The 25,982-nt window shown below is 72.8% G+C and carries 23 protein-coding genes and 1 tRNA gene; 13 read left to right on the top strand and 11 right to left on the bottom strand.

Translation table 11 applies throughout. From position 1 onward, the window contains the following. Positions 1–333: 333 nt before the first annotated feature. Together ABD374_RS04130 and ABD374_RS04125 are read left to right on the top strand one after the other, a co-directional pair. Positions 334–1,131 carry a pectate lyase gene (locus ABD374_RS04130; RefSeq protein ID WP_344490767.1) on the top strand — a complete coding sequence of 266 codons (798 nt, stop codon included), beginning with the start codon at positions 334–336 and terminating at the stop codon, positions 1,129–1,131. 42 nt (positions 1,132–1,173) lie between these two features. Next, positions 1,174–1,422 (top strand): hypothetical protein, encoded by a 249-nt coding sequence (locus ABD374_RS04125; RefSeq protein WP_344490764.1) that lies wholly within the window; start codon positions 1,174–1,176, stop codon positions 1,420–1,422. A gap of 95 nt (positions 1,423–1,517) precedes the next feature. Here ABD374_RS04125 and ABD374_RS04120 read toward each other — a convergent pair whose 3' ends face one another. The 5 genes from ABD374_RS04120 to ABD374_RS04100 form a co-directional block, all read right to left on the bottom strand. Then, positions 1,518–3,473, bottom strand: a complete 1,956-nt coding sequence (locus tag ABD374_RS04120) for a rhamnogalacturonan lyase (protein ID WP_344490761.1) — start codon at positions 3,471–3,473, stop codon at positions 1,518–1,520. A 231-nt stretch (positions 3,474–3,704) separates the two neighbouring features. After that, complete coding sequence (locus ABD374_RS04115; RefSeq protein ID WP_344490758.1) at positions 3,705–4,310, bottom strand: sigma-70 family RNA polymerase sigma factor family protein; 606 nt, start codon at positions 4,308–4,310, stop codon at positions 3,705–3,707. 57 nt (positions 4,311–4,367) lie between these two features. Continuing rightward, positions 4,368–4,895, bottom strand: a complete 528-nt coding sequence (locus ABD374_RS04110) for a DoxX family membrane protein (protein WP_344490755.1) — start codon at positions 4,893–4,895, stop codon at positions 4,368–4,370. A gap of 122 nt (positions 4,896–5,017) precedes the next feature. Next, positions 5,018–5,800 (bottom strand): sulfite exporter TauE/SafE family protein, encoded by a 783-nt coding sequence (locus tag ABD374_RS04105; protein ID WP_344490752.1) that lies wholly within the window; start codon positions 5,798–5,800, stop codon positions 5,018–5,020. Between the two features lie 102 nt (positions 5,801–5,902). Beyond that, positions 5,903–6,562, bottom strand: coding sequence for a TetR/AcrR family transcriptional regulator (locus ABD374_RS04100; protein WP_344490749.1), 660 nt, complete (start codon positions 6,560–6,562; stop codon positions 5,903–5,905). A 157-nt stretch (positions 6,563–6,719) separates the two neighbouring features. On the opposite strand from ABD374_RS04100, the gene ABD374_RS04095 reads away from it, so the two are divergent. The 7 genes from ABD374_RS04095 (at position 6,720) to ABD374_RS04065 (ending at position 18,757) form a co-directional block, all read left to right on the top strand. Further along, positions 6,720–7,130, top strand: coding sequence for an alpha/beta hydrolase fold domain-containing protein (locus tag ABD374_RS04095; RefSeq protein ID WP_344490747.1), 411 nt, complete (start codon positions 6,720–6,722; stop codon positions 7,128–7,130). Between the two features lie 59 nt (positions 7,131–7,189). Further along, positions 7,190–7,849 carry a DUF5701 family protein gene (locus tag ABD374_RS04090; protein ID WP_344490744.1) on the top strand — a complete coding sequence of 220 codons (660 nt, stop codon included), beginning with the start codon at positions 7,190–7,192 and terminating at the stop codon, positions 7,847–7,849. Positions 7,850–7,891: 42 nt separating this feature from the next. Further along, a complete protein-coding gene (locus ABD374_RS04085; RefSeq protein ID WP_344490741.1) occupies positions 7,892–8,347 on the top strand; it encodes a DUF1304 family protein in 456 nt (151 codons plus the stop codon). Between the two features lie 368 nt (positions 8,348–8,715). After that, complete coding sequence (locus ABD374_RS04080; protein WP_344490738.1) at positions 8,716–10,521, top strand: S8 family peptidase; 1,806 nt, start codon at positions 8,716–8,718, stop codon at positions 10,519–10,521. A 178-nt stretch (positions 10,522–10,699) separates the two neighbouring features. Further along, on the top strand, positions 10,700–13,663 hold the full coding sequence (locus tag ABD374_RS04075; RefSeq protein WP_344490735.1) for a helix-turn-helix transcriptional regulator: 2,964 nt from the start codon (positions 10,700–10,702) through the stop codon (positions 13,661–13,663). Positions 13,664–13,694: 31 nt separating this feature from the next. Next, the gene (locus tag ABD374_RS04070) at positions 13,695–16,256 is read left to right on the top strand and encodes a SpoIIE family protein phosphatase (RefSeq protein ID WP_344490732.1); all 2,562 of its coding nucleotides are present in this window, start codon (positions 13,695–13,697) and stop codon (positions 16,254–16,256) included. Next, positions 16,253–18,757, top strand: coding sequence for a SpoIIE family protein phosphatase (locus tag ABD374_RS04065; protein WP_344490729.1), 2,505 nt, complete (start codon positions 16,253–16,255; stop codon positions 18,755–18,757). Before ABD374_RS04070 ends, ABD374_RS04065 begins: the two co-directional genes overlap by 4 nt. Before the next feature lie 577 nt (positions 18,758–19,334). On the opposite strand, the gene ABD374_RS04060 is transcribed toward ABD374_RS04065, so the two are convergent. Next, positions 19,335–20,123 carry a 4'-phosphopantetheinyl transferase family protein gene (locus ABD374_RS04060; protein ID WP_344490726.1) on the bottom strand — a complete coding sequence of 263 codons (789 nt, stop codon included), beginning with the start codon at positions 20,121–20,123 and terminating at the stop codon, positions 19,335–19,337. Positions 20,124–20,495: 372 nt separating this feature from the next. Further along, positions 20,496–20,569, bottom strand: a tRNA-Pro gene (locus tag ABD374_RS04055). Between the two features lie 194 nt (positions 20,570–20,763). Here ABD374_RS04055 and ABD374_RS04050 point away from each other — a divergent pair. Next, a complete protein-coding gene (locus ABD374_RS04050) occupies positions 20,764–21,291 on the top strand; it encodes a DUF309 domain-containing protein (RefSeq protein ID WP_344490723.1) in 528 nt (175 codons plus the stop codon). Beyond that, on the top strand, positions 21,288–22,052 hold the full coding sequence (gene cobF / locus ABD374_RS04045) for a precorrin-6A synthase (deacetylating) (protein WP_344490720.1): 765 nt from the start codon (positions 21,288–21,290) through the stop codon (positions 22,050–22,052). Before ABD374_RS04050 ends, cobF begins: the two co-directional genes overlap by 4 nt. Here the strand turns inward: cobF and ABD374_RS04040 are convergent. After that, positions 22,021–22,806, bottom strand: coding sequence for a cobalt-precorrin-6A reductase (locus ABD374_RS04040; protein WP_344490717.1), 786 nt, complete (start codon positions 22,804–22,806; stop codon positions 22,021–22,023). The genes cobF and ABD374_RS04040 overlap by 32 nt on opposite strands. A 176-nt stretch (positions 22,807–22,982) precedes the next feature. Between ABD374_RS04040 and ABD374_RS04035 the strand changes: the two genes are divergently transcribed. Beyond that, positions 22,983–24,518 carry an RNA polymerase sigma factor gene (locus ABD374_RS04035; RefSeq protein WP_344490713.1) on the top strand — a complete coding sequence of 512 codons (1,536 nt, stop codon included), beginning with the start codon at positions 22,983–22,985 and terminating at the stop codon, positions 24,516–24,518. Positions 24,519–24,586: 68 nt separating this feature from the next. On the opposite strand, the gene ABD374_RS04030 is transcribed toward ABD374_RS04035, so the two are convergent. Genes ABD374_RS04030 through ABD374_RS04020 form a run of 3 tightly spaced genes read right to left on the bottom strand, consistent with a single transcriptional unit; the run spans position 24,587 to position 25,289 of the window. Further along, on the bottom strand, positions 24,587–24,739 hold the full coding sequence (locus ABD374_RS04030; protein WP_344490710.1) for a hypothetical protein: 153 nt from the start codon (positions 24,737–24,739) through the stop codon (positions 24,587–24,589). Next, complete coding sequence (locus ABD374_RS04025) at positions 24,736–24,897, bottom strand: hypothetical protein (protein ID WP_344490707.1); 162 nt, start codon at positions 24,895–24,897, stop codon at positions 24,736–24,738. Before ABD374_RS04025 ends, ABD374_RS04030 begins: the two co-directional genes overlap by 4 nt. After that, positions 24,894–25,289 (bottom strand): hypothetical protein, encoded by a 396-nt coding sequence (locus ABD374_RS04020; RefSeq protein ID WP_344490704.1) that lies wholly within the window; start codon positions 25,287–25,289, stop codon positions 24,894–24,896. The genes ABD374_RS04025 and ABD374_RS04020 overlap by 4 nt, the downstream gene beginning before the upstream one ends. A 135-nt stretch (positions 25,290–25,424) precedes the next feature. Between ABD374_RS04020 and ABD374_RS04015 the strand changes: the two genes are divergently transcribed. Further along, the gene (locus ABD374_RS04015) at positions 25,425–25,847 is read left to right on the top strand and encodes a DUF350 domain-containing protein (RefSeq protein ID WP_344490701.1); all 423 of its coding nucleotides are present in this window, start codon (positions 25,425–25,427) and stop codon (positions 25,845–25,847) included. The last annotated feature ends 135 nt before the right edge of the window (positions 25,848–25,982 follow it).

The following is a 25,982-nucleotide window of genomic DNA, read 5'->3' as shown; positions in this document are numbered from 1 at the left end:
GAGAGTGGCACGCCCGCCACCTCCGGGGCAATACCTTTGCACCCCTCTCCCTGTTCACGAGTTCAGTCAATATTCATGAGTAAGAACAAGGTCTCCCGCGACCTCACCCCCAGTCGGGTGCGTTTCCACCCTTCTCCCACCACACTCGCCCAGCCCACCGGCTCGACAGAACCGAAGGGCCAAGGGGATGAAGTGACGTCCCCTCACCGGAAACAGCGCGCCCAATCGATTGACATGCACCCATCCAATCTCTAGTTTCTCGGCAACCGACCGAGTTCATGAACATGAACAGGTGGGCCGGTCTCATCACGTGACTCATCAAGGAGGAGCACCATGGCACCACGCGACGGAACCCGGCGAGCCATGCCGACATCCCGCGTTCTCCTGTCGGCCCTGGCTCTCGCCCTGCCGGCCGTGCTGATCGGCAGCGGTCCCGCCGCAGCGGCCGCCTGGCCCACGCCGACCGGGCAGAAGGCCGTCTCCACCACGATCAAGGTGAGTGGGGTGGTGGACGGCAAGATGGTCCGTCACTACGGCAGCGGAGACCTCGGTTCCGGCGGTCAGGACGAGGACCAGGGACCGCTCTTCGAGCTGGCCGACGGCGCCACGCTCAAGAACGTCGTCCTCGGTGCTCCGGCCGCCGACGGCATCCACTGCAGGGGCACCTGCACGCTCCAGAACGTCTGGTGGGAGGACGTCGGCGAGGACGCCGCCACCTTCAAGGGCACCTCCGCGTCCCAGACCATGACCATCGACGGCGGCGGCGCCCGCAAGGCGTCCGACAAGGTCTTCCAGCACAACGGCCCCGGCACGATGGTCATCAAGAACTTCCAGGTCAACGACTTCGGGAAGCTCTACCGTTCGTGCGGCAACTGCAGCACGCAGCACAAGCGCCACGTGGTGATCCAGAACGTCACCGTCACCGCTCCCGGCAAGTCCCTCGCCGGCATCAACTCCAACTACGGTGACACCGCCCGGCTCTCGGCCGTCACCATCGTCGGCGACAGCAGCCGCAGCATCGTCCCCTGCGAACGCTACAAGGGTGTCACCAGCGGAGAGCCCACCAAGCTCGGCAGCGGCCCGGACTCCACGCACTGCCTGTACAGCGCCTCCGACATCACCTACAAGTGACCGGCGCTCCCGCCTCGAACTCTCCGAGCAGAGGAACCCCCCATGGCAGAACCCCCTCTCCGCGAGAGAGAACCTAAGCGCCACGGCGCCGTCGCCGCGGCCACCGTGACCGCGCCGCTCACCGCGGCCGTCCTGGCCGCCGCCCCGGCGAGCGCCACCGGCAGCTGCGGCAGCGGTGCCGTCACGCCCCCGGGCGAACACCGCGCCGGCGACAGCCTCCGGGGCCAGGGCTCCGGCAGCGGCCGACGGCGCCCCCGGGACAGCCACCGGAGCGGCGACACCGTCGGATAGCGCATCCGCCCAAGACAGCCAAGACAGCACGGACACCGGGCCGGCTCCGCCCCCACGGGCGGTGCCGGCCTCGGTGCGTGGCTGTGTGCGGCCGGTCAGCGGGCGTACACCGCCGGCCTCGGCGGAGTCGGCATCCCGTCACCGATGAAGAAACTCGGGTGGGGCGGCTGGTTGTACGCCGTGTTCTGCCAGGCGACGGCCTCGCGGTACTGGACGTCGTGCATCAGCGTGGTGATGCGCGTGGTGGTGAGAGCGGTCGTGGTGTACACGCGCAGCGCGCTGCTGTCGGTGGTGCGCCAGACGACCTCCTCGCGCCAGTCCCCGAAGAGGTCACCGCTGAGGGCGGGGGTCGCCTTGGTGCCGTTGTTGGAGGCCACCCCGCTGCCGGTCAGCAGACGCGTCTCCCCGCCGGTGCCGTACTTGTCGACGCGGGTGCCGTCGAGCAGTTCCCGTACGGGATCGGCGTCCCACCAGGCCAGGAAGTTCGTCGAGGACGGCTTGCGGCCCACGATCCGCCCGGCCGGGTCGCGTACGCCGTCGCCTCCGGTCGAGGACCAGGACTCGGCGCCCGCGCTGCCCGCCCAGATGTCGGCGGACACTCCCCGGCCGTTGTCCCCGCCCGCCGGGGTCGACCACAGGATCTGGCCGGTGCGCGCGTCGGCCATCCAGGAGCTCGGTTTGGTGCTGTCCTCGTCGATCTTGAACACCTCCAGGCCGCTCCGGGAGGGGTTGAGGTCGCCGACGTGCAGGGCGTCCCCGTGGCCGTTGCGGGTGTTCCACAGTCCGCGGCCCGTGTCGTCGACGGCCATGGAGCCGTAGACGATCTCGTCCCGGCCGTCGGCGTCCACGTCCGCGACGGAGAGGTTGTGGTTCCCCTGACCGGCGTACGCGCTGTTGCCGGACGCGTTGGAGTCGAAGGTCCAGCGCCTGGTCAGCCTGCCGTCGCGGAAGTCCCAGGCCGCGATGACACTGCGCGTGTAGTAGCCGCGCGCCATGACGATGCTCGGCCGCTGTCCGTCGAGGTAGGCGGTGGCGGCGAGGAAACGGTCCACACGGTTGCCGTACGAGTCGCCCCACGAGGAGACGGTCCCGCGCGGCGGGTCGTAGCCGACGGTGGAGAGCGCCACGCCCGTCCGGCCGCTGAACACCGTGAGGAACTCGGGGCCGGTGAGGACGTAGCCCCCGGAGTTGCGGTGGTCGGCACCGGCGTTGCCGATGACCGTGCCCCGGCCGTCGCGGGTGCCGTCGGCCGTCTTCATGGCGATCTCGGCGGACCCGTCCCCGTCGTAGTCGTACACCTGGAACTGGGTGTAGTGGGCGCCCGCCCTGATGTTGCGTCCCAGGTCGATGCGCCAGAGCCGGGTGCCGTCGAGCCGGTAGGCGTCCATCAGGACGTTCCCGGTGTACCCGGACTGGGAGTTGTCCTTGGCGTTGGACGGATCCCACTTCACCACGAACTCGTAGCGCCCGTCGCCGTCGAGGTCGCCGACACTGACGTCGTTGGCGCTGTACGTGAAGCCGTCACCGGCCGGCGGGACCTGGAGCGGCACATCGCGGTAACCGCTGCCGAAGGCCAGCGCCGGGGCGGACGGCGTCTGCTCCACTCCCCCGACGACGGCGCGCACCGTGTACGTGCTGCCCGCGGCGGCTCCGGAGTCGTAGTGGTTCGTCGAGCCGGTGATCGGAGAGGCGTTGACCCTGACCGAGCCCCGGTAGAGGTTGAACGCCACGGTGTCGGGGTCGGTGGCGAGCCAGCGCCAGCTGACGAAGTTCCCTGTGCCCGAGCGGACGCCGACCAGGCCACGGTCCAGGTCCTCCACCTGCCGTGCGACGGCGGCCGCCGTGGGCTGCGCCGCTCGTGGTGCGGCGGGCTCGGGGAGTGCCTGCGCGCCGACTGCCCGGGAGGTCGCGGTGTTCGAGGGGTGCGCGGGGTGCGCGGGGTGCGCGGACGCGTGGGTCGCCGCGCCGGCGCCGGACAGGAGCGCCAGCGCCGCACCGGCGCACAACAGCCTCCGGGCCCTGGGGATTCTTCGTGAGACGTACGGTGCCATTGGGGGGTCCCTTCTTCCTCGGAGCGGCCCCGGTGGTGACGCCGACCGGCTTTAAAACGATTCAAGAACAGGCCGTGCGGGACGCGCGCCGATATCCGTGTGGGAGCGCTCCCAAAGTCTCCGCTCCGTGACTGCCCGTCAAGACCCGGCGCAGAACTTTCCGTACTCCGTGTACGTGTACTCCTTACCGCCCCGAGCCGGCCGGGCCGCGAGCCCGACGCGGAAGTCGGGTCAGTCGTCGGGGGCGGCGAGGTCGAGCCGGCGGAGACGGTCCGGGACCGCGATCACGTCGGTCCCGGTGGTCCTGTCGCCCGTGATCGTGAAGCCGGGCACCGGGAACAACCGTCCGCGGAAGGCCGTCACGCGTCCGACCGCTCCGCCGGCCAGCGCCGGTCCGGCGGACCGGGCCCGTTCCGTGGCGGCCGTCGCGTCCTTGGCCACGGTGGGGGCGCCGTGGCCGACGAGGGGCGCGGGGGTGGGACCGGCCGCCTTGTCGGCTCGGAGCACCACACCGGGGTGGAGCAGTGCGACCAGCGCGTCGAAGCCCCCGCCGCGGGTGGCGGCCGGGAAGGCGACGGTGACCCGGCGCACGGGGCCCTCCTCCGACCGGGGCCGAGGGAAGGCCGGTTCGGCGCCGGGCGCCCCAGCACTTGCCTTGACCCGGCGGCGGGCGCGGCCCGCGAGCTGTCCGGCCGCGGCGGGTGGACGCTCGATCATCGGGCCGGTCCCGTCGAAGGGCACGGCGAACGTGCCGGGCGGCACGAAGGCGACGCGCTCGGCCGGCGTCGGCGCGTCCAGCACCACCGGCGGAGCCGGCCCGGCCGACTCCGCCGGCATCGCTTCCTGCTCGGGGCCGCTCCCGCCCTCACGGCCAAGGGCGGGCCGGTTGCGCGTCTACCCCTCGGTCCGGTCGGCCTCCGCCTGCTCCTTGACGCGCCTGCCGAGGACGACGGCCGCCGCGAGCGCGCTGCCGGCGAAGGCCAGCGCCACGGTCCACGGCTGGTCGAACCGGTGCCCCGTGGCGTGGTCCACCGAGTAACGGCCCGCTCCGGCGATACCGACGGCGGCCGCGGTGAAGCCGAGGAACGCGGGGTATTCATAACCGCCCCCCTGGGCGAAGAACCCGGCGGGCGCGTGTACGGCGACGGCACCGGCCATGGCTCCGGCGGCCGCCGCGCCCGCCGCGGGTGTGGCGAGCCCGAGGGCCAGCAGCAGCCCGCCGCCCGCCTCCCCGAGCCCGGCCGCGACGGCGCTCTGCCTGCCGGGTTTGAAGCCCATGTGCTCCATGGCCGTCGCGGTCGCCTCCAGCCCTCCGCCGCCGAACCAGCCCAGCAGCTTCTGCGTGCCGTGCGCCGCCAGTACCGCGCCGGTGCCCGTACGCAGTACGAGCAGGCCCAGGTCGCGCCGGTTGATGGATGCCATGGGGGTCACTCCCGTTCGCCAGGGGACGCGTCTACTGGTCCACCTTCGTCAGGAAACACTCCGTACGCACCTCGGAACCGCCGTCGGGGGCCGACAGCGGTCGATCGTCGGCCGTCGGCCTGTCAGCGCAGCAGCAGCTGGAGGCCGCCCAGTACGGTCGCTCCGATCACCAGCTGTTCGAAGAGCCGCTGGTTGATCCGGTCCACGCACCTGCGGCCGAGGTGGGCGCCCGGGAGGACGAAGAGCACCAGGGCCGCGTCCAGCAGCAGGGACCGCGGATCGATCAGGCCGAGGCCGACGCTGAACGGCACCTTCGAGGTGTTGACGATCAGGAAGAACCACGCCGACGTCCCCAGGAAGCCGAGCTTCCGGAAGCCGGCGGAGAGCAGGTAGAGCGACATGACGGGGCCGCCCGCGTTGGCGACCATCGTGGTGAACCCGCCGAGCACGCCGTACGAGCGGGCCTTGATCCGGCCACCGCCCGATGCCGGGCCCGGGTCCGGCTCTGCTTCCGGCTCCGGCTCCGGTTCCGGCTCCGAGGGCATGCGGCGGCGCCACAGCGTCACCCCCGCCATCAGCAGCAGGATCGCGCCGATCGACGTGCGTACGGCGTCGTCGTCGGCCCACAGCATGAACACCGCACCGGCCACCACGCCGGCCGCGACCGCCGGGAACAACCGCAGCAGGGTCGGCCAGTGGGCGTGCCGCCGGTAGACGAGGACCGCGATCAGGTCCCCGGCGATCAGGATGGGCAGCAGTACCCCGGTCGACTCACGGGCCGGCAGCACGGCGGCGAAGACCGCGAGGCTGATCGTGTTGGCGCCGCTGACGGCGGTCTTCGAGAAGCCCACCAGGGCCGAAGCGGCGGCCAGTACCGCGAATTGCCAGAGCGTGATGGTGTCCATGCCAGGACCTGACGCTACAACCAGGCGGGTGCGGGCCCCCTCCCGGCCCCGGGCACCTCCTCCTGGGGAACCCGGTCGGCGTGCGCCTACGGCGGACTCCGGCTACGCGCGGGCGTAGTCGGCGAGGGCCGGTTCGAGCAGGCCGAACGCGCGGGTGGCCTCCTCCGCGAGGACCGCGGCGATCTCGGGGTTGGTACGGCCGGCGAGGGTGAGGTCCTGGATGCGGCGGAAGAGGACGCGGTGCACTCCGCCGAGCAGGGCCGCGGCCGTGCGCGGGGTGATGTCGTCGCCGGTGGCGCCGGTGGCCCCGGCGAGGGCCTCGGCCAGGGCGTCCTCGCGCTGGTCGTGCAGACCGCGCAGGCACGTCGAGAGGGTGGGGCTCTCGGTGACCATGCGGGTGAACTCCGGGCCGGCGAAGCCGGCGACGGGATCCTGCGCGGCGACAGCGGACAGGAAGGCGCGGCGCAGGGCGGCGAGGGCGGATTCGCCGGATTCCCGGGCGGCGACGGCGTGGGCCAGGCCGGCGACGAACTCGTCCTGGTGGTCCAGCGCCAGATCCTCCTTGTGCGGGAAGTAGTTGGTCACCGTCTTCTTGGCCACGCGGGCGGCGTCGGCGATCTCGGCGATGGTGGTGCGCTCGAAGCCCTGCTCGATGAAGAGCCCGGTCGCCCGGTCCGAGATGAGCTGTCGCGTCTCACGTTTCTTGGTCTCCCGCAGCCCCGTCGGACCGGTCGGCTTCGTCGTGGTCACCCTGGCACTCATGGAAAAATCTTACACCGACTGTATTTTTCTGTTGACACCCTGAACACTCTCAGGCTAAATTTACCCTCGTAGCAACTTTCCCCCGAAGGGAATATCCATCACGCGAGGCCGGCCCCACCGTCCGCCCCCGAAAACCACGTCCGACGGAGGAGTGTTCTTGCACATCACCGCTGTTCCCGCGGCGCCCGGTCAGGCCCGGGCGGTCCGCGACCGCACCGGCGCGACGGCGGCCGCCCCGCTCCCGGCCGACGCCGAGGTGTCCGGTGCGGAAGTGTCCGTGGACCGGGTCCGCGCACCGGGCGCCGGGGACGGCGCGGTCGTCCACGTGTACGGCGGCGGGTTCGCCCCCACCGGGCCCGGGGCCGAACGCGCGACGGCCCGCCGACTGTCGAAAGCGACCGGGCGGCTGTCGAAAGCGACCGGGCGGCCGGCGCTGCGGGTGGACTGCCGGCCGGCGCCCGCCCACCCCTGCCCGGCGGTGCCCGACGACGCCCTGGCCGCCCGGCGCAGCGTGCTGGAGCGGGGAATCCCCACTCCGAAGGCCGCCCTCGTCAAGGAGCTGTCATGACACACGCCCCCGAGGCGACCGAAGCACGCCCGGAACCGGAGACCACAAGAGGAGCACCCATGGCTCAGCCGACGGCCTTCGAAGCGGGCGCCGAATTCGACCGGCAGGTCCGCACCTTGACCGAGCTGGGATACCCGGCGACGGCCGGCCTCGCCCCGGAGCGGTTCGGCGCCGCGGTCGAGCCGCTGCGGGCCGTCGCCGTGGCGTCCGGGAACACCCGGTGCGAGCCCGGGACCGGCCGGGTGCCGTTCGTACTGGTCGTCACCCGGAACCTGGCACCGATCGGGGAGACGATGCCGCGCACCACCCTGCACGGCGGACGCCTCCCCGGTTTCGTCGACCGTACCTACGAACCCGGCGCCCTCGAACGCTTCGTCGCCACCGAGGAGACCGGACTCGCCGGTCAGGACGCCTACCTGCTGCTCGACGTCGAACGCGGGGAGGAGTTCTGCGGCGCCGTGCCCCACGACGCCATGGAGGCGATCGCCGGGAGGGGGCGCACCCTTCTCACCATCGAGGAAGGGATCGCGCTCATCACCCACTTCCCGCAGGTACTGGTCAAGAACAAGTGCTTCTCCCTCGGCGGCTCACGCGCCGGCGACCGCCGGGTCCCGGCCCTCTGGATCAGCCAGAAGGCCCCGAAACTCGGCTGGTGCTGGGAAGGCAACCCGCACACCTGGCTCGGCATGGCCTCCGCGGGCGCCCGCCGCACCGCGTAGACGGACCCGGGCGCCCGGCCCGGACCCCGCAGGCGGACCCGGGTGCCGGCCGGACCCCGGCCGAAGGGTGAACGGCAGAGTGCCGGTTCCCGGGCCGGAGGCCCGCGGTGGGGCACGGCCGGCACGGATGGCGCCAGCCGGGTCTTCGCCCTGCTCGCCGCGGCGGTCCACATCGCCGGGTGGCCGACGGAGAGCTTCCTCCACGGGCGCCCGCGGGTCCGGGCCCTTTGCACCGGAAGCACCGCTGACGCGCCCGGGGTCCGTGCGTGGCGGTTCGGCGTCGGCTTCCACAACCCGTTTCTCGCGCTCGGCCCCATCGCCGGAATCGTCGCCCTGCACCTGGGACACGAGACCGCCGGCCGCTCGTCGGCCATCCGCATCCGCGCTTTCCTGATCGTCGGCGGGATCATGCTCTTCGCCTCCGGTCCCGAGCTGTGGCGCGGTTCGCTCGGGCAGGCCCCGCCTCCCGCCGTCGCCCCGGCGGCCGGCCTTCTCTGACGCCCGGCGCACCAGCGGCGTGCCGCCCGGTCAGGACCCCCGGCCCCCTCACGGGGGTGACAAGGGTTTTCCCCGTATCGGGTTCATCTCGCCGTTCCCTACTGTCTGCCGCACCGGCGAATCCCGCCCCCGACTTCCGACTCCTGGATGTCAGGTGCATGTAAAGGGTGGGCTGCGCCGGTCACGGCCTTTGACCCAGGGGCCGTAGCGCCGGCGGCGGCGCACGGGCTGACCCGGCCCAGGAACTGCGGACCGCGGCCCCCACGCCGCACCACGGTTCTCGCGCCGCCCGCCCGCGCTCCGTATGCACGTCGTCAGTTGAAAGAGGGAAGACCTTGAACGGTTCCAGGCGGAGACTCATATCCGTCGTGGCCGCGAGTGCCACGATCGCCGGTGTCGTTGCCACCTCCTCCGTGGCGCTCGCCGCCGCCCCGGCGGCCCCCTCACCGAAGCCCGCCCCGGCTCCGGCTTCGCAGCCCATGACCACGCTGCCGACCGCGCCGGTCGAGAAGGTCGTCGTCACGTACAAGTCCAAGGCCGCCGAGGCCGGTTCCAACGCCGCGGCCAAGAGCGACGCGGCCGCGAAGGGCAAGGAGACCGGCGAGAGCCTGTCGTTCGAACGCCGCCTCGCCGGCGGGGCCGCCCTGGTCGACCTGGGTGGCGAGACCTCCAAGAAGGACCTCACCGAGGTCATGGACGCCTTCCGCGCCGATCCCTCCGTCGCGTCCGTGGAGCCCGACATCCGCGCCTACGCGATGGCGGCCGCCCCGAACGACACCGACTACGCCAAGCAGTGGGACCTGTTCGAGGCCACCGGCGGCATGAACGTACCCGGCGCCTGGGACAAGACCACCGGCAGCGGCGTCACCGTCGCCGTCATCGACACCGGTTACGCCGCCCACTCGGACCTGGCCGGCAACGTCGTCTCCGGCTACGACTTCATCTCCTCGTCCACGGACGCCCGCGACGGCAACGGCCGCGACGGCGACGCCAGGGACGAGGGCGACTGGAACGCCACCGACGGCGAGTGCGGCACCGGTTCCAGGGCGAGCAGCTCCTCCTGGCACGGCACGCACGTGGCCGGCACCATCGGCGCCACCACCCACAACACCAAGGGCGTCGCGGGCATCGCGTACGGCGCGAAGATCCAGCCCGTGCGCGTGCTCGGCAAGTGCGGCGGCTCCTCCTCCGACATCGCCGACGCCATCACCTGGGCGTCCGGCGGTACGGTCCCGGGCGCCCCGGCCAACCCGACCCCGGCCAAGGTCGTCAACCTGAGCCTCGGCGGCGCCAGTTCCACCTGCCCCAGCGTCTACCAGACCGCCATCAACGGCGCCGTGTCGCGCGGCACCACCGTGGTCGTCGCGGCCGGCAACAGCAACGCCAACGCCTCCGGCTTCACCCCCGCCAACTGCTCCGGCGTCATCAACGTGGCGTCGACCAGCCGTGAGGGCAACCGCTCGTACTACTCGAACTACGGCACCGTCATCGACGTCTCGGCGCCCGGCGGCGAGACCCGTCGCGCCACCGACACGCCCGGCACCGTCACCACCCCCGAGAACGGCATCCTCTCCACGCTGAACTCCGGCACCACCACCCAGTCCACCGAGAACTACAAGCCCTACCAGGGCACCTCGATGGCCGCCCCGCACATCGCCGGGCTCGCCGCGCTGCTGAAGTCCGCCAAGAGCACGCTCACCCCGGCCGACATCGAGTCCGCGATCAAGAGCAACGCCCGTCCGCTGCCCGGCACCTGCACCGGCGGCTGCGGCACCGGCATCGCCGACGCGGCGAAGACCGTGAACGCCGTCACCGGCACCGCGCCCGGCGCAGCGGTCTTCACCAACGCGGCGAACGTCACCGTCAACGACAACGCGACGGTCACCTCCCCGATCGCCGTGACCGGCCGCACCGGCAACGCTCCCGCCGCCCTCAAGGTCGACGTGGACATCAAGCACACCTGGCGCGGCGACCTGGTCGTCGACCTGGTCGCTCCGGACGGCACCGTGCGCAACCTGAAGACCTCGTCGTCCTCCGACAGCGCCGACAACGTCCTCGCGACGTACACGGTCGACGCGTCGAGCGAGGTCGCCAACGGGACCTGGAAGCTCCAGGTCCGCGACGTGGCGTCGGGTGACACCGGCTACATCGACAGCTGGAGTCTCACCTTCTGAGACGGTAGGTGTACAGCATCAATGCTGTTCAGGGGCGTGTCCGCAGTGCATCGCGGGCACGCCCCTCGTCAGCTTCGTCCGCATGCCGGACACCGGCCCTGGACGGTGGCGGCCGACTCCGTATTCTCTGCTCGCACGGGCAGAGGGCCCGCGCGCACCGGAAGGCGGTGGTGGGTACGTGACGACGTCGGCGGTGCACCGGCCCGCGCCGGTCGGGCGGACCGAACTCCTCGCGCGGCTCGAACGGGTCCTGCACACCCGCGGACGCGCCCTGCTCACCGGCCCTGCCGGGGTCGGCAAGACGGAGCTCGCCCTGGCCGTCGCCGCGCGCGCCGAGTCCCGGGGCGAGACCGTGCTCTGGCTCGCCACGCTCCCCGCCGACCGGAACATACCGGGCGCGGCCGCCGCCGCCCTCGTGGCGTCCGTGTCGGCGTGCGCGTCCTGGCCCGGTCCCGGGGCCGCCCACAGCGGTCCGGGCGGGACCGACAGGCCCCACGACCTGGACCGGGCCGGCCGGCCCGGCGGGCCCGGGACGTACGACGTCCTCGACGGGCTGCCCGGCCCGCAGCGGACCGCCGTCGCCATGCTGTGCCGCGAGGCCCCCATCCCGGCCGACGGCTGGGACCCCATCGCCCTGCGGCTCGCCCTCGCCCAGGTCCTGCGGACCCTCACCGCCGCGCGCGGCCCCGTCCTGCTGGTCGTCGACGGCGTCCAGCGCATCGACGACACCAGCGCCGACCTCCTGCGTTTCGCCCTCCACCTGGCCCCGCCCGCGCTGCGGGTGATCAGCGTGGAGGCCCCCACGGCGTACGCCCCGGACACCCTCCGCGGCGGCCCGCCGGGGCCGGGCGGGGCCGGCCCGGAGCCCCTGTGGGTACCGTCCGAGGCCGACGTCCTGGCCGTACCGCCGTTGCAGGCCGACCAGATCGCCGAACTCCTCATCCACCACCGGCTGCCGTCCCGGATGGCCGGCCGCATCCACCGGGCCAGCGGCGGCAACCCGCGTCTCGCGCTCGCCGTCGGCCGGTCCCTCGCCGACGCGCGGACCCCCGTGCACCACGCCGAGGCGCTGTCCCTGTCCGGGCGCGCCCGCGATCTCGCCCGCCAGCTCCTGGGCGCCGCCCCGCCCTCCGTACGCTCCACACTCCTGCTGGCCGCGCTGGCGCTGCGTCCGACGGCGTCGCTGATCCGCCGAGCGGGCCGCCCCACCGCCGAGGCCGACCTCGCCGCCGCCGAGCGGGCGCATCTGGTCTCCCTCGACGAGGACGGGACGGTCGGCTTCACGGCCGGCGTGCTGCCGTCGACGCTCGTGCACGACGCCTGCTGGACCGAGCGCAGCGCCGGTCACACGGCGCTCGCGCGGGTCGTGGACGATCCCGTCGAGGCGGTACGCCACCGGGCGCTGGCCACGGACGTCCCCGACGCGGAGCTGGCCGCGGAGGTCGCGGCGTCCGCCGACGTCGCGCGGCGCCGGGGGAACAGCGCCCTGGCCGCCGAGCTGGCCCTGCTCGCCGCCGAGTCCACGCCCGTGCGGCACGCCTCGCAGCGGATCGCCCGGCTGGTGGACGCCGCCGAGGAGGGGGCCCGCGCCGCCCGCGCCGACCTGGCCATGCGCGCGGCCACCGATCTGCTGGCCCGGGACGCCGCACCGGCCGACCGCGTCCGCGCGCGGCTCGCGGTGCTGGACACGGCGGGCCAGGGTCTGAGCGACCTCGACGAGATCTACGTCCACGCCATGGAGGACTCCGAGGGCGACACGGCGCTGCGGGCGGCCGTCCAGCTCCGGCTGGCGGTGAAGTACGTCCTGGCCGACGGCGACCCCGTACGTTCGCGAGCCGCCGCCGTCGAGTCCGCCGCGCTCGCCGGCTCGGTGGGCGACCGCAGGACCGCCGCGAAAGCGCTGACCGTGCAGGCCCGCATGGACCGCGTCCTCGGCTCGCCGGACGCGGAGCGGGTGCTGGCCGAGGCGCGGGCCCTGGAAGTCTTCGAGCGTCCGCTCGGTGTCCGCAACGCCGCACAGATACTGACGATCCGCCACGCGATGTTCGACGACCGGCTCGCCGACGCCCGTGACCAGCTCGGCGCCCTGCTGCCACTGGTCGAGCGCCGCGGCCCGGTGGAGGACGCCATCGAGCTGCTGCGCACGCTCGCGGAGACCGAGGCCCGGCAGGGGCAGTGCGCGGCGGCGCTCGCGCACGCCGGCCGCTCGCTCGCCCTCACGCTGGAGGCCGGTCTCTCCCCCGGCCCGGCCTGGTACGCACTGGCCCTCGCGGAGACCGCCGGCGGCAGCTTCGCGCGGGCCACGAGCTACGCCCGGCGCAGTGTCCGGGCCTCCGAGGAGGAGGGCGACCACGTCTTCCTCTCCCGCAGCCTGTACGCACTGGGCCGGGTCCAGCTGATCGACGGGGACGTGGCGACGGCCCTGGAAACCCTGCGCCGGGTCGGGGCCGGCGAACGCGCCCAGTCGACCGTCGACCCCTCCATGCTGCGCTGGCACGAGGAACTGGCCGAGGCGCTGCTGGCGAACGACGCCCCCGAGGAGGCCGCGGCCCTGCTCGCCGGCGTGCGCCCGGTCGCGGAGCGTCTCGGCCGTACGACGGTGCTGCTCGGCTGCGACCGGGCGTACGCCCTGTACCTGGCGGCGAGCGGGAAACCGGACGAGGCCGCGGAGCTGCTGTCGCACACCGCCGGGCGGTTCGCCGCGGCGGGTCTGCCGCTGGAGCACGGCCGGGCGCTGATCGCGCTCGCCCGCGTGGAGCGCCGCCGCCGCAGACGGTCGGCCGCCCAGGGCGCGCTGCAGGCCGCGGCCGCGGTCTTCGAACGGGCCGGGGCCCTGCCGTGGCTCGGGCTGACCAGGGAGACGTCTTCCCGTACGGCCGAACCGGCACCGGCCGGCGGAAACACCACCCTGTCGTCCCTCACGGACGCGGAGCTGCGGCTCGCGCTGATGGTCGGCCAGGGGGCCAGCAACCAGGAGGCGGCGGCGAAGCTGTACCTGAGCGTGAAGACGGTCGAGGCCCGTCTGACCCGCATTTACCAGAAACTGGACGTCCGCTCGCGCGCCCAGCTGGCGGCCGCCCTGACCGCCCGGCCGGGCCACCGGCCGACGGCGGCCGGCACGGAGAACCCGGCCGCGGACTGACCGCGCCACGCGCGGCGCGCGGTCCGCGAAGATGCGCGCCACCGCAGCCGGGGAGCATCCTGACTGTGTGACCTGGTACGGCGCGGCCGGGCACGCCCCGCCGGGTGAGAGCGGGGCGACGACCGGGAGACCGAACAGCAACGGCCGAGTTCCGGACGAACTGGCCCTGGTGCTCGCCCAAGCCGCAGTAAGCGCGATCGAGTCTGCCGGCGGATACGCCGGCGGCGTCTATTTGCGTTCCCGGACGCCGGGGCTGCTGCGGCTGGCCGTGCTCTCCGGGCTGCCGGGGCCGCTGTTCCGCCCCTGGTGGAACATGCATGCGAACCGCCCGTTCCCGGTGGCGGAGGCCCACCGCTCGGGCCGGGCCGTCCACCTCGCCGACGCCGAGGAGGCCATGCGGCTGTTCCCGCAGCTCATGGCGGGCCTGCCGTTCCCGTTCGGCTCGATGTACGTGCCCGTCGCCACCGACCGTGAGAAGTTCGGGGTGCTGGTGGTACTGCGCGCGGCCACGCCCGGGGTCCCGGTCGACCACACCGACCGCCACCGGGTGGAACACGCCGCGGACCGGCTCGCCGCCGCACTCGACGGGCTGCGCGCGAACGGGGAGCCCGTCGAGTGGGACGGCGAGCCGGTATGCGTCCAGCTGCCCTCGGTCACCACACCGCCCGTGCGGATCGGATACTTCGACTGGGATCTCGCCGACGGCGCCGTGACCGCCGACGCGGAGCTGTGCGCCATCCTCGGCACCACCCCCGCGGACTTCCCCGGCACCATCGACGCGCTGGTCACGGGGCTGGCGCCGGAGGACGCGTACGGACTGTGGACGGTGGCCCGGCAGACGGCGGCCCCGGGCGGTCCGGCAGCGCGCAGGATGCGGCTGCGCGGGCCGGACGGGCGGGGACACCTGCTCGAACTCTCCGCCCGCGCCCACCCGCCCGGAGACGGCACGGCGGGCCACCTGACCGGCTTCCTGCTGGACTTCGGCACCGGACCGGTCGCCGCGGAGACCACCGACCGGCTCCCGGACGCCGTCCTGTCGCTCGACCGGCTCGGGCGGCTCACCTATTTGAACCACAGCGCGGAGGTCCTGCTCGGTCACACCCGGTCCGAGCTGGTCGGCAACGTCCTGTGGGAGGTCCTGCCGTGGCTCGGGCACCCCGCGCACGAAGAGTACTTCCGGGCCGCGCTGATGTCCGACGACGCCGTCCACTTCCTGGCCCGGCGCACGACCGGACCGGACGAGTGGCTGTCGGTCTCCCTCCACCCGGGCCACGACGGCCTGACCGCCACACTGGCCCCGGCACAGCAGCCCGCGTACACGCCGGGGTCGGTCGCCAGACCGGGCGCCGGACTCGGCTCTCCGGCCGACCGCGCGTCGGCGCTGTACCGCCCGGTCGCCCTGGCCATCGCGCTGACGGAGGCCGTCACGGCACGCCAGGTGTCCGCCGTGGTCACGGACGAACTGCTGCCCGCCTTCGGCGGCCGTCAGCTGGCGATCTACCTGCTGACGGAAGGCCATCTCTATCTGGCCTGGGAGACCGGCTTCCCGAAGGGCTTCCTCGACCGCTTCGACGGGGTCGGCCTCAACGCCCGGCTGCCCGGCGTGGACACGCTGTCCTCGGGCCGCCCCATCTTCTTCGAGTCCATGGAGCACCTGGCCGCCGCCTACCCCGGCATCCCCCTCGACGCCGATGTCGGCGCCAGGGCCTTCCTGCCGCTCATCGCCTCCGGACGGCCCGTCGGCTCCTGCATCCTCGGCTTCGACCAGCCGCGCGGCTTCAGCCCCGAGGAGCGCACGGTCCTCACCGCCCTGGCCGGACTCATCGCGCAGGCGCTCCAGAGGGCCCAGCGCTACGACACCGAAGCGGCCCTCGCCCGCGGCCTGCAGAACGCACTGCTGCCGCACCGGCTGCCCGTGGTCGAGAACGTCGACACCGTCGCGCGGTACCTGCCCGGCACCCAGGGCATGGACGTGGGAGGCGACTGGTACGACGTCGTCGACACCGGACGGGGGCTGGCCCTGGTGGTGGGCGACGTACAGGGCCACGGCGTCGCCGCGGCCGCCACCATGGGCCAGCTGCGCAGCGCCGTACGCGCCTTCGCGCTCGCCGGGCAGGACCCGCAGGAGGTCATGCGCGACACCAACCGGCTGCTCATCGACATCGATCCCGGCCAGTTCGCCACCTGCTGCTACATCGTCCTGGACCCGGCGACCGGCTCCGCGCAGGCCGTGCGGGCCGGGCACCCGCAGCCGCTGCTGCGCCACCCCGACGGTTCGACGGAAGTCCTGGACCTGGACGGCGGCGTCGTGCTCGGCGTCGACGACGAGGCGACGTACCCCGTCACCGAACTGCGGCTCGCGCCGGGCGCCGTCCTGGCCCTGTTCACCGACGGGCTGGTGGAGCAGCCGGGCATCGACATCGACCTGGGCATCGAGCGGCTGCGCGGCACTCTGGCCGAGATCGGCTCGTCTCCCCTCACCGAGACGGCGGACCGTCTGATCCGCGAGGCCAGACAGACCGTCGACCGGCCCGACGACATTGCGCTTCTGCTCGCCGCCCGCCGGGCGGAACCGACAAGGCAGGTGCCATGAGCGCGGTAAACGCAGCCGGGGACGCCGACTTCCGCGGCCCCCTCGACGTCTCCAGAGCGGCCACGGCCGTGCTGGACGCCGACGGCACGGTCGTCGGCTGGAGCCCCGCGGCGCAGAAGCTGCTGGGATATCCGCCGCACGAGGTGCTCGGGCGCCCGGTCGCCACCTTCGTGGTGGACGGGGCAGGCGGCGCGGACGGGACGGAGGGGAAGGACGGGAAGGACGGAGCACGGGCGGCCGCGCACCTGGCGGACAAGGAGCACTTCCACCGCCGGGTCCTCCACATGCGTCACCGCGACGGCGGTGTCGTCCGCGTGGTCACGGCCATGCTCACGCTGTCCCCGGCGGGCACGGGCCCCGCCCGGCTCCTGGCGGTGGCCGACGCCGAGGAGACGGAGCAGTGGGAGGTCCTCCAGGCGATGCTCCGGGGACTCGCCACGCAGTCCCCCGTGGGTCTGGCCATCTACGACACGGACCTGCGGGTGGTGTGGACGAACGCCGCTCTCCTCCAGGAAATGGGAACCACGCAGTACGCCGGCCTGGGCCCGGACGAGATGGTGGCCGACGGCAAGGTCCTGTCCGAGCGGTATCCGCCGACCCTGGAGGAGACGATGCGGCAGGTGCTCGCCACCGGCGAGCCCGTCATCGAGCTCCAGTACAGCGGCCGCCCGCCCTCGGACCCGGAGCGCGACCACATCTGGTCGTGTTCCTACTACTGGCTGCGCGACGACGCGGGAGTCTCGCTGGGGGTGTGCGAGGAGACGTTCGACGTCACCGACCGCCACCTGGCGCAGCAGCGGCTGGATCTGCTGGTGCGGGCCGGCGGACACGTGGGCACGACCCTGGACATGGCCCGCACCGCCCAGGAACTCTGCGCGGTCACCGTCCCGCGGTTCGCCGACCAGGTCACCGTCGACCTCCTGGAGGCCGTACTGGAAGGCGAGCAGCCCGCCCCCGGGACCGCGTCCGCCGGCCATGTGGTCCGGGTGTGGGGAGGGACGGGGGGCGGGGCGGGAGGCGGGGCGGCGGCCCCGGCGGAGGACCGGCCCGCGGGGCGCCTGCGGATCGACTACCCACCGGATTCGCCCCAGGCACGCAGCCTGGCCTCGGGCCGCTCGGTGCAGGAACACCCGGACCCGGACCGTACGGGAGCGGAGGACACGGCCGGGCAGCCGCGCGCGCGGCTGGCGGTGCCCCTGCGCGCCGAAGGCGCCACGCTGGGCGTGGTCACGTTCGCCTGGGACCACCGCCGCGACCCGTTCGACGCCGGTGAGCTGGCGGTGGCGGACGAACTGGTCGCACGGACGGCCGTGTCCATCGACAACGCCCGCCGCTACACCCGTGAGCACACCGCGGCCCTCATGCTCCAGCACAGCCTGCTCCCCCGGGGCCTCCCCCGGCTGACCGCCGTCGAGCTGGCGTACCGCTACCTGCCGGCGGACAGCAAGGCCGGTGTCGGCGGCGACTGGTTCGACGTCATCGCCCTGTCGGGCACGCGGGTGGGTCTGGTCGTGGGTGATGTGGTCGGTCACGGTCTGCGCGCGTCCGCCACCATGGGCCGGCTGCGCACGAGCGTACGCGCGCTCGCCCGGCTGGACTTCGCGCCCGACGAGCTCCTCGCCCGCCTGGACGATCTGGTCACGCAGGCGGCCAACGAGGGAGCGGCCCTCCCCGCCGAAGGCCAGGAGGCGCCCTACGACGAGGCGCTGGGCGTGACGTGCCTGTACGCCGTGTACGACCCGGTGACCGGCCTGTGCAGAATGGCGCGGGCCGGTCACCCGCCCCCCGCGCTGGTCGACCCCGCGACCGGCTCCGTCACCTTCCCCGAACTGCCGGCGGGCCCGCCGCTCGGCCTGGGGGGCCTGCCCTTCGAGACCGCGGAGCTGGAACTGCCGGAAGGCACTCTCGTCGCCCTGTTCACCGACGGCCTCGTCCGGGACCGCGACCGGGACCTCGACGACCAGCTCGACGGACTCAGCAGCGTCCTCACCGAACACCACCGCCCCCTGGACGAGCTGTGCGACCGGACGGTCGCGAAGCTGCTGCCCGGCCCCGTGGACGACGACGCCGCGCTGCTCCTCGTACGTACGCACAAGCTGGGCGGGCACCAGGTGGCCGTGTGGGACCTGACCGCCGATCCGGAGGCGGTCGGCGTCGCCCGCGCCCTGGCTGCCCGGCAGGTCCGGGAATGGGGGCTGGACGAGCTGGTCTTCACCACCGAACTGGTGGTGAGCGAACTCGTCACCAACGCCATCCGCCACGCCGCCGCCGGCCCGATCCAGCTGCGGCTCATCCGCGACCGGCACCTGATCTGCGAGGTCTCCGACACCGGGCACACCTCACCCCACCTGCGCCATTCCGGCAGCGACGACGAAGGGGGCCGGGGCCTCTTCCTCGTCGCGCAGATGACCCAGCAGTGGGGAACGCGCTACACGTCCACCGGCAAGACGATCTGGGCCGAGCAGGCGCTCGTACGGGACGAGGGAGCCACCGAGGGGTGACGGACGGGCCTCACGCCCGGGGCCGCAGCTCGGGCAGGTCGAACAGCCTGGGGAGTTCAGGCAGTTGAGGCAGGCCGCCGGGCCCCCGCACGACAGAAGACATACGTGCAGTCCGTGCAGGTGCGGCCGGGGTGGATCCTGGCCTGGGCCCGGAGGTGTGGTTTCCGCCGTACGTGCCGTCCCCGCCGTCGGCCCGCTTGCAGAGGAAGTGGCAGGTACCGGCGGGCAGTCGGAGCCTCGCCCGGGGGCATCTTCCCGCTGTCGCCCCTGCAGGCGGTGCTCCTGCCGGCCCACACGCTGGGACGAGCGGCGCGGTCCTCGCACTTCTTGAGCCGCAGCGCGCCGGTGACGGGGTCCGGGCCCGGTCCGCTGCCGCCCCTCGGGGATACGGAACTCCCCCGGCCCGCCGCGGCCTGTTCGGCGAGGTCCCGCAGGCGGCCAAGGCGGCGGGTGTCCCAGGCGTCCCGGGCCGGCCGCGCCGCACCGTGTCCGGGACCGTCCTGCGCCTGGACAGAGTCCACCAGCGGATTCGCCCTCGGCCGCGGATGACGCCCTCGACATCCGGCGCGGCCGTCAGTCACCCGGAGGCGCGCGGCAGGGGACAAGGGCGACGGCCGCCCCCGTCCGCCCGGACAGCGAACGCCCCGGCGTAGCCCTCCGGCGCAGCCACATCACCGAGAACCCACCCCCGCGGGCCGGGGCCGGCCCCCTCCCCGGTGCCCACGTAGTCGAGAGCGGGATCCCGCGAGAGGCCGGTACCGATCCCCTTGAGGTACGCCTCCTTGCGCGTCCAGGCCCGGGCGAAGGCCAGGGGCTTGGTGCCGTCCGGCTCGGCGGCCAGCTCCGCCGTTTCCGTCGGGTGCAAGGAGGCCGAGGTCTCCGCGACGACACCTGCCGGCGGAATCCGCTGCACATCCACACCCACTGGGGCCTCGGCGATCCCGATCAACACGACGTCGTCACTGTGCGAAAGCGAGAAGTGCACCCCTCCACCCTGCACCGCAGGACGGCCGTGCAAGTCTCCGCAGGAGGGGCAGGGCTCCCGGACCAGCCGTACCGCCCCGGCGTCGGCCCCCAGGTGAGCGCCGAGCAGCACCCGCAGTGCCACGTGCGCGACGGTGTAACACCGCCGGTCGGCACTCCGGCGGAAGGCAGCTGCACGGTGCTGCTCCGCTCCGTCGAGGACGTCGGGAGCGAGACGGGCAGCGCTGTCCCCCTGACTCGGCGCGTCCACGATCCACAGCGACAACATGCCGTGATACGTGCGGCCGTGCGCATCGAGGAGTGTCGGCGCTCGCCGCACCTCAGGGCGCTCGCCGAGAACCAACTCTGCCGCCGGCTGCGCGGTGGTGGACTGCTCGATCATTCACCGAGTCTATGTCTGTGGCTCGTTCGGCCGACCCTGCCGGTCGGCTCCGGAGTCTCGCCCCCTCCACGTGGCTGGTCGTCGGAATCGCGAGGGCGGCCGGGGCCGCGCCGTTGGTATACCCCTGCCACTCCGTTCCGTGCCCGGGCCGATGGCGGCAATCAGGCGTCTTGCGCGAAGCCGCTCACCGGATGTCAAGCAGTACGGCGCCGAGCGAGGCTCCGCGTACGACGCCCCGCGCTCCCTGTCGAACCCGGTCGTGGTCGCCCACTGACGCGGTCGAGCGAGTTGGCCCCCAACGGGTTCCCGAAAACGATCGAGGGCCGGTTCCAGATTCCTCTGAAACCGACCCTGACCTGCGACTCTTTCGAGTCGGGACGACAGGATTTGAACCTGCGACCCCTTGACCCCCAGTCAAGTGCGCTACCAAGCTGCGCCACGTCCCGTTGCCCGTCTGACCTGGGGTTTCCCCTGGCTGAGCGCGCAACAGAACAATACCTCACTCCGTGAGCGGTCCCGAATCCGCTGCCCGCCGTGGCGGCCCGGGTCTCCAACGCCTCTCCAGCGCGTTCGAGTTCGCGGCGGCCCCGGGCCCGTCCGCACACGGTGCTCCGGAACCGGAGCGGGTGACAATGGGTGGATGGACGACACGGAGCAGAGCAGGAGGGACCGCGACCCCGAGGGACGGGCGCGCAACGCGCGGCCGCGCGACGGACTCGGGCGGCCGCTGCCGTACGGGGCGCCGGGCGTGGCCAGACAACCCGAGGGAGTGGTGCGCACCGGGGACGAGACGGTGCGCGAGGCGCAGCGGCTGCTCGACGCCGGAATGCCGTTCCACGCCCACGAGGTCTTCGAGGACGCCTGGAAGTCGGGTCCCGAAGCGGAGCGCGCGCTGTGGCGCGGCCTCGCCCAGCTCGCCGTCGGTCTCACCCACGCCGCCCGGGGCAACAGCAACGGCGGAGCGACGCTGCTGCGGCGCGGGGCCGCCGGGATCGCCGCGTACGGCGACGGACGCCCCCACGGGCTCGGCATCCGAGAGCTCACCGCCTGGGCCGAGGCGCTGGCGGGCCGTGTCGAGCGGGAAGCGGAACCCGTGCCGGCCGCCGAGACCGCTCCGCGCCTGCGCGGGCGACCGGACGGACCCGATGCGGCAGACTCCGTGCGGTGAGAAAGATCTATGTCATAGGAATCGGCGCGGGCGACCCGGACCATCTGACGATCCAGGCCGTCAAAGCGCTCAACGCGGTGGATGTCTTCTTCCTCCTCGACAAGGGCGAGGAGAAGTCGGACCTGATCCGGCTGCGGCACGACATCCTCGACGCGCACATCGCGGCGGGCCGGAAGTACCGGCTGGTCGAGGGGCGCGACCCGGAGCGTGACCGCAGGGCCGGCGGCGCCGACTACTCCCCCGCGGTCGGCGACTGGCGCGGCCGCCGGGCCGACATCTTCGAGCGGATGATCACCGAGGAACTGGCGGACGAGCAGACCGGCGCGTTCCTGGTGTGGGGCGATCCGGCGCTGTACGACAGCACGCTCGGCATCCTGGAGGAGATCCTGGAGCGCGGGACGGTGACCTTCGACCATGAGGTCGTGCCCGGCGTCAGCAGCGTGTCAGCGCTGGTCGCCCGCCACCGCACCGGGCTGAACCGGGTCGCGAAGCCGGTCCAGATCACGACGGGCCGACGGCTCGCGGAGGGCTGGCCCGAGGGCGCGGACGACGTGGTGGTGATGCTCGACGCGCACCAGGTGTTCCAGCGCTACGCCGAGGACGACCCGTACATCTACTGGGGCGCCTACGTCGGGACCGCGGACGAGATCCTCGTCTCCGGCCGGCTCTCGGAGGTCTCGGACCAAATCCTCGCGCTGCGCGCCGAGGCCCGCGCCCGCAAGGGCTGGATCATGGACACCTATCTGCTGCGCCGCGACTGAGGCACCCCAGCCGCTCCAGCTCCGCCACCGCCCCGGCCACGTCGGGGACGGTGCGCACCCCCGGCGGCGGGAGCGGGCGGCGCACGACGACCACCGGCAGGCCCAGCTCGCGGGCCGCGGTGAGCTTGGCGGCGGTGGCGGGCCCGCCGCTGTCCTTGGTGACGAGGACGTCGGCGGCGTACGTCCGGAGCAGCTCCCGCTCGCCCTCGACGGTGTACGGGCCGCGGTCGAGCAGGAGCCGCGTGTGGCGCGGCAGCGGCGGCTCCGGAGGCTCCACGGAGCGTACGAGGAAGTGGAGCGCGTCCAGGCCCGCGAAGGCGGCCAGGCCGAGCCTGCCGGTGGTGAGGAACACCCGGCGGCCGAGCGCCGGCAGCCGCGCCGCCGCGTCCTCCAAGCTGTCGGCCGGGTGCCACCGGTCACCGGGCCCCGGCTGCCAGCCCGGACGGCGCAGCGCGACCAGCGGGACGCCTGCGGCGGTCGCCGCAGCCGCCGCGTTCGCGCTGATCGCGGCGGCGAAGGGGTGCGTGGCGTCGATCACTGCGGCGACCCGGTGCTCGCTCAGCCAGGCCGCCATCGGCCCCGGACCGCCGAAGCCCCCGACGCGAATCTCACCATCAGGCATCCTTGGTTGTGTCACCCGTCCTGCAAGCGAGGTCGTCACCCGCAGGAGGGGGCACGGAGCCAGTGTCCGCGCGAGCTGCCCGGCTTCCGTCGTACCGCCGAGTATCAGTACATGGCCGGTGCCGGTGATCATGGCATCACGCTACCGGAGCAGTCCCGACGGGGGTGTTTCAGGAAAGTGGTTCAGGTCACTCCATTCAAGGCGTAACGAAATGGCGCGAGCGTGCGATGAACCCACAGGTGTCGTCGCGCTGCCCATTACGTCATGCGACCTCGCCTCGTCATCATTTTTGCTACGAGAGGCTCCTCGTGTCGGTCAGTCCGTCCCGCCCGTTCCCACAGGAGATTGCGGAATCCCCTTCCCTGGTCGCGCTCATCGAGCGCGGCAAGGAGCAGGGTCACATCAACGGCGACGACGTACGCCACGCCTTCGAGGCGGACAGCATCCCCGCGGACCAGCTGAAGCGGGTGCTGCGCAGCCTCAACCAGGTCCTCGACGAAGAGGGCGTGACGCTGATGGTGACGGCGCCCAAGGCTCCGGCCAAGGCGCCCGCCAAGCGTGCGCGCAAGGCCGTCGCGAGGGACGAGGAGAAGCGTCCGGTCAAGAGGGCCGCCGTCAAGAAGACCGTCAAGAAGACCGCTTCGGCGGCCTCCCCGGCGGCTCCCGCGTCAATATCGGTAATGGGCTCCGCCGACGAAGAGGCCTCCGCGGCCCCGGCGAAGCGTGCCGCCAAGAAGATGACCGCGAAGAAGACCGCGGCGAAGAAGGCCGCGGCCTCCCCCGACGAGCCGCAGGCCGACGCCTGGGCCGAGGACGCGGGTGTCGCCGACGACGCGGACGAGAAGCCCACGAAGCAGCCCCAGCAGGGTGACGGTTACGTCCTGTCCGACGAGGACGAGGACGACGCGCCCGCGCAGCAGGTCATGGTCGCCGGCGCCACCGCCGACCCGGTCAAGGACTACCTGAAGCTGATCGGCAAGGTGCCGCTGCTCAACGCCGAGCAGGAGGTGGAGCTCGCCAAGCGCATCGAGGCGGGTCTCTTCTCCGAGCACAAGCTGGAGGAGGAGGACGAGCAGGACCCGGTCTTCCGCCGTGAGCTGGAGATCCTCGTCGAGGACGGCCGCCGCGCCAAGAACCACCTGCTGGAGGCCAACCTCCGCCTCGTGGTCTCGCTGGCCAAGCGCTACACCGGCCGCGGCATGCTCTTCCTGGACCTCATCCAGGAGGGCAACGTCGGCCTGATCCGCGCGGTGGAGAAGTTCGACTACACCAAGGGCTTCAAGTTCTCGACGTACGCCACCTGGTGGATCCGGCAGGCGATCACCCGCGCGATGGCCGACCAGGCCCGCACCATCCGTATCCCGGTGCACATGGTCGAGGTCATCAACAAGCTCGCGCGCGTGCAGCGCCAGATGCTCCAGGACTTGGGCCGCGAGCCCACCCCGGAGGAGCTGGCCAAGGAACTCGACATGACCCCCGAGAAGGTCATCGAGGTCCAGAAGTACGGCCGCGAGCCCATCTCGCTGCACACCCCGCTGGGTGAGGAGGGCGACAGCGAGTTCGGTGACCTCATCGAGGACTCCGAGGCGGTCGTACCGGCCGACGCGGTCTCCTTCACCTTCCTGCAGGAGCAGCTGCACTCGGTCCTGGACACCCTCTCGGAGCGCGAGGCGGGCGTCGTGTCCATGCGCTTCGGTCTGGCCGACGGTCAGCCCAAGACCCTGGACGAGATCGGCAAGGTCTACGGCGTGACGCGTGAGCGCATCCGCCAGATCGAGTCGAAGACGATGTCGAAGCTGCGCCACCCGTCGCGCTCGCAGGTCCTGCGCGACTACCTCGACTGAGAGGTCCCGGGCCCTGGGGGGGCCTGGACACCGGACACCGGTACACCGGCTTCGGCGCCTCGGGCGGATCACTCGCCCGTGGCGCCGAGCCGCGTTCGCCGTTCGACCGCCGCCAGGGTGTCGAGGCCGTACTCCCCCGCCCGTCCCCACAGCTCGGTGGCGTCCAGCCGACGCGAGGGCGGCGCGGGGAAAACGTTGTCGGGTACGCCGTCGCGGATCACGCCCGGTGCGCGGGTGACCGTGCGAACGGCCGGCCCGGGCGCGTCCGGTCGTAACGGCGGTCGCTCCAGGAGAAGTCCGACATGGTGAACACGGTGAGCTTGCCGACGGCGGCCTGGTTCATCGGGTCGGAGTCCGGCCCGCCGAGCTGGTCGGTCACGGAATCAGAAAAGCGTCCGCCGCGACCGCCGCCGCCAGGCCCGCCACCAGCAGCCAGGTGCCCAGCCGCGTACGCCCGCGTCGGCTGAGTTCGATCACGCCCCCGCACAGGATCAGCGCCAGCCCGTACACCCCGACGACCAGGACCGACGACCGGCTCGCCAGCCGGGCCACCAGCACCGCCGCCACCGCGACCATCAGGACCGAGGCCGCGGCGACGCGCATCCGCCTGGCCTGACGTGGCGCGAGGCCGCCGGCCCGTAGGGGCGAGGGGCCGTCCACGGCCTGTTCCTGGGCCTGTTCCTGGGCCTGTTCCTGGGCCTGTTCCTGGGCCTGTTCCTGGGCCTGTTCCTGGGCCTGTTCCTGGGCCTGTTCCTGGTCAGCAGCGCTCATGAGTTCGGATCGTAATCGCTCGTACGGGACGCCGCTGCGCCGCCCCGCAACCTGTCCGGTCGCCCCGGCAGTCCCGTGCGATAGGTTTTGCCTCTCCTCGACCACGACCGACCTCATCTGCGGAGACTGAGACCAATGGAAGACATCGTCAACGGACTTGGCCGTTCCGCCGCCTACGGTGCCCTGGGTGTGGTGCTGCTGACCCTCGGCATATTCCTGGTGGACGCCCTGACGCCGGGCAAGCTCGGCCGGCAGATCTGGGAGGAGCGCAACCGCAACGCGGCGCTTCTGCTCAGCTCGGCGCTGCTGGGTATCGGCGGGGTCGTGTTCACCTCGATCTGGACGACGTACAACGACTTCGGCAAGGGGCTCGTGTCGACGGCCGCGTTCGGGGTGCTGGGGCTCGTGATGATGGCGGTGGCGTTCCTGGTCGTCGACCTGGTCACGCCGGGCAAACTGGGCGAAACGCTGGTCCAGGACGAGCCGCACCCGGCGGTGTGGGTGACGGCGTCGTGCAACATCGCGGTGGCGGCGATCATTTCGGCGTCCATCGCCTGACCCGCGGGGCGGGGCTTTCCCGCCCCGCCCACCTCGTCCCGCCTCTCCCCTCCCTTCCCCCTCCCCGCTCCTCCTTGCTCCTCCTTCTCTTCCACTTCCACCCACGTGCCGAAGGCCGCCCCCGCCACCGCGGGG

It is taken from the genome of Streptomyces enissocaesilis (genome assembly GCF_039533765.1).
Lineage (GTDB): Bacteria > Actinomycetota > Actinomycetes > Streptomycetales > Streptomycetaceae > Streptomyces > Streptomyces enissocaesilis.
This window is presented reverse-complemented; position numbering and strand designations above follow the sequence as displayed.

What these genes read in the sequence shown, in the direction of transcription:
- ABD374_RS04060 (WP_344490726.1), bottom strand. Translation starts at nt 20,123, where the DNA reads ATGATCGAGCAGTCCACCACCGCGCAGCCGGCGGCAGAGTTGGTTCTC.
- ABD374_RS04100 (WP_344490749.1), bottom strand. Translation starts at nt 6,562, where the DNA reads ATGAGTGCCAGGGTGACCACGACGAAGCCGACCGGTCCGACGGGGCTG.
- ABD374_RS04115 (WP_344490758.1), bottom strand. Translation starts at nt 4,310, where the DNA reads ATGCCGGCGGAGTCGGCCGGGCCGGCTCCGCCGGTGGTGCTGGACGCG.
- ABD374_RS04090 (WP_344490744.1), top strand. Translation starts at nt 7,190, where the DNA reads ATGGCTCAGCCGACGGCCTTCGAAGCGGGCGCCGAATTCGACCGGCAG.
- ABD374_RS04015 (WP_344490701.1), top strand. Translation starts at nt 25,425, where the DNA reads ATGGAAGACATCGTCAACGGACTTGGCCGTTCCGCCGCCTACGGTGCC.
- ABD374_RS04125 (WP_344490764.1), top strand. Translation starts at nt 1,174, where the DNA reads ATGGCAGAACCCCCTCTCCGCGAGAGAGAACCTAAGCGCCACGGCGCC.
- ABD374_RS04120 (WP_344490761.1), bottom strand. Translation starts at nt 3,473, where the DNA reads ATGGCACCGTACGTCTCACGAAGAATCCCCAGGGCCCGGAGGCTGTTG.
- ABD374_RS04105 (WP_344490752.1), bottom strand. Translation starts at nt 5,800, where the DNA reads ATGGACACCATCACGCTCTGGCAATTCGCGGTACTGGCCGCCGCTTCG.
- ABD374_RS04020 (WP_344490704.1), bottom strand. Translation starts at nt 25,289, where the DNA reads ATGAGCGCTGCTGACCAGGAACAGGCCCAGGAACAGGCCCAGGAACAG.
- ABD374_RS04130 (WP_344490767.1), top strand. Translation starts at nt 334, where the DNA reads ATGGCACCACGCGACGGAACCCGGCGAGCCATGCCGACATCCCGCGTT.
- ABD374_RS04110 (WP_344490755.1), bottom strand. Translation starts at nt 4,895, where the DNA reads ATGGCATCCATCAACCGGCGCGACCTGGGCCTGCTCGTACTGCGTACG.
- ABD374_RS04040 (WP_344490717.1), bottom strand. Translation starts at nt 22,806, where the DNA reads ATGATCACCGGCACCGGCCATGTACTGATACTCGGCGGTACGACGGAA.
- ABD374_RS04065 (WP_344490729.1), top strand. Translation starts at nt 16,253, where the DNA reads ATGAGCGCGGTAAACGCAGCCGGGGACGCCGACTTCCGCGGCCCCCTC.
- ABD374_RS04070 (WP_344490732.1), top strand. Translation starts at nt 13,695, where the DNA reads ATGCGCGCCACCGCAGCCGGGGAGCATCCTGACTGTGTGACCTGGTAC.
- ABD374_RS04050 (WP_344490723.1), top strand. Translation starts at nt 20,764, where the DNA reads ATGGACGACACGGAGCAGAGCAGGAGGGACCGCGACCCCGAGGGACGG.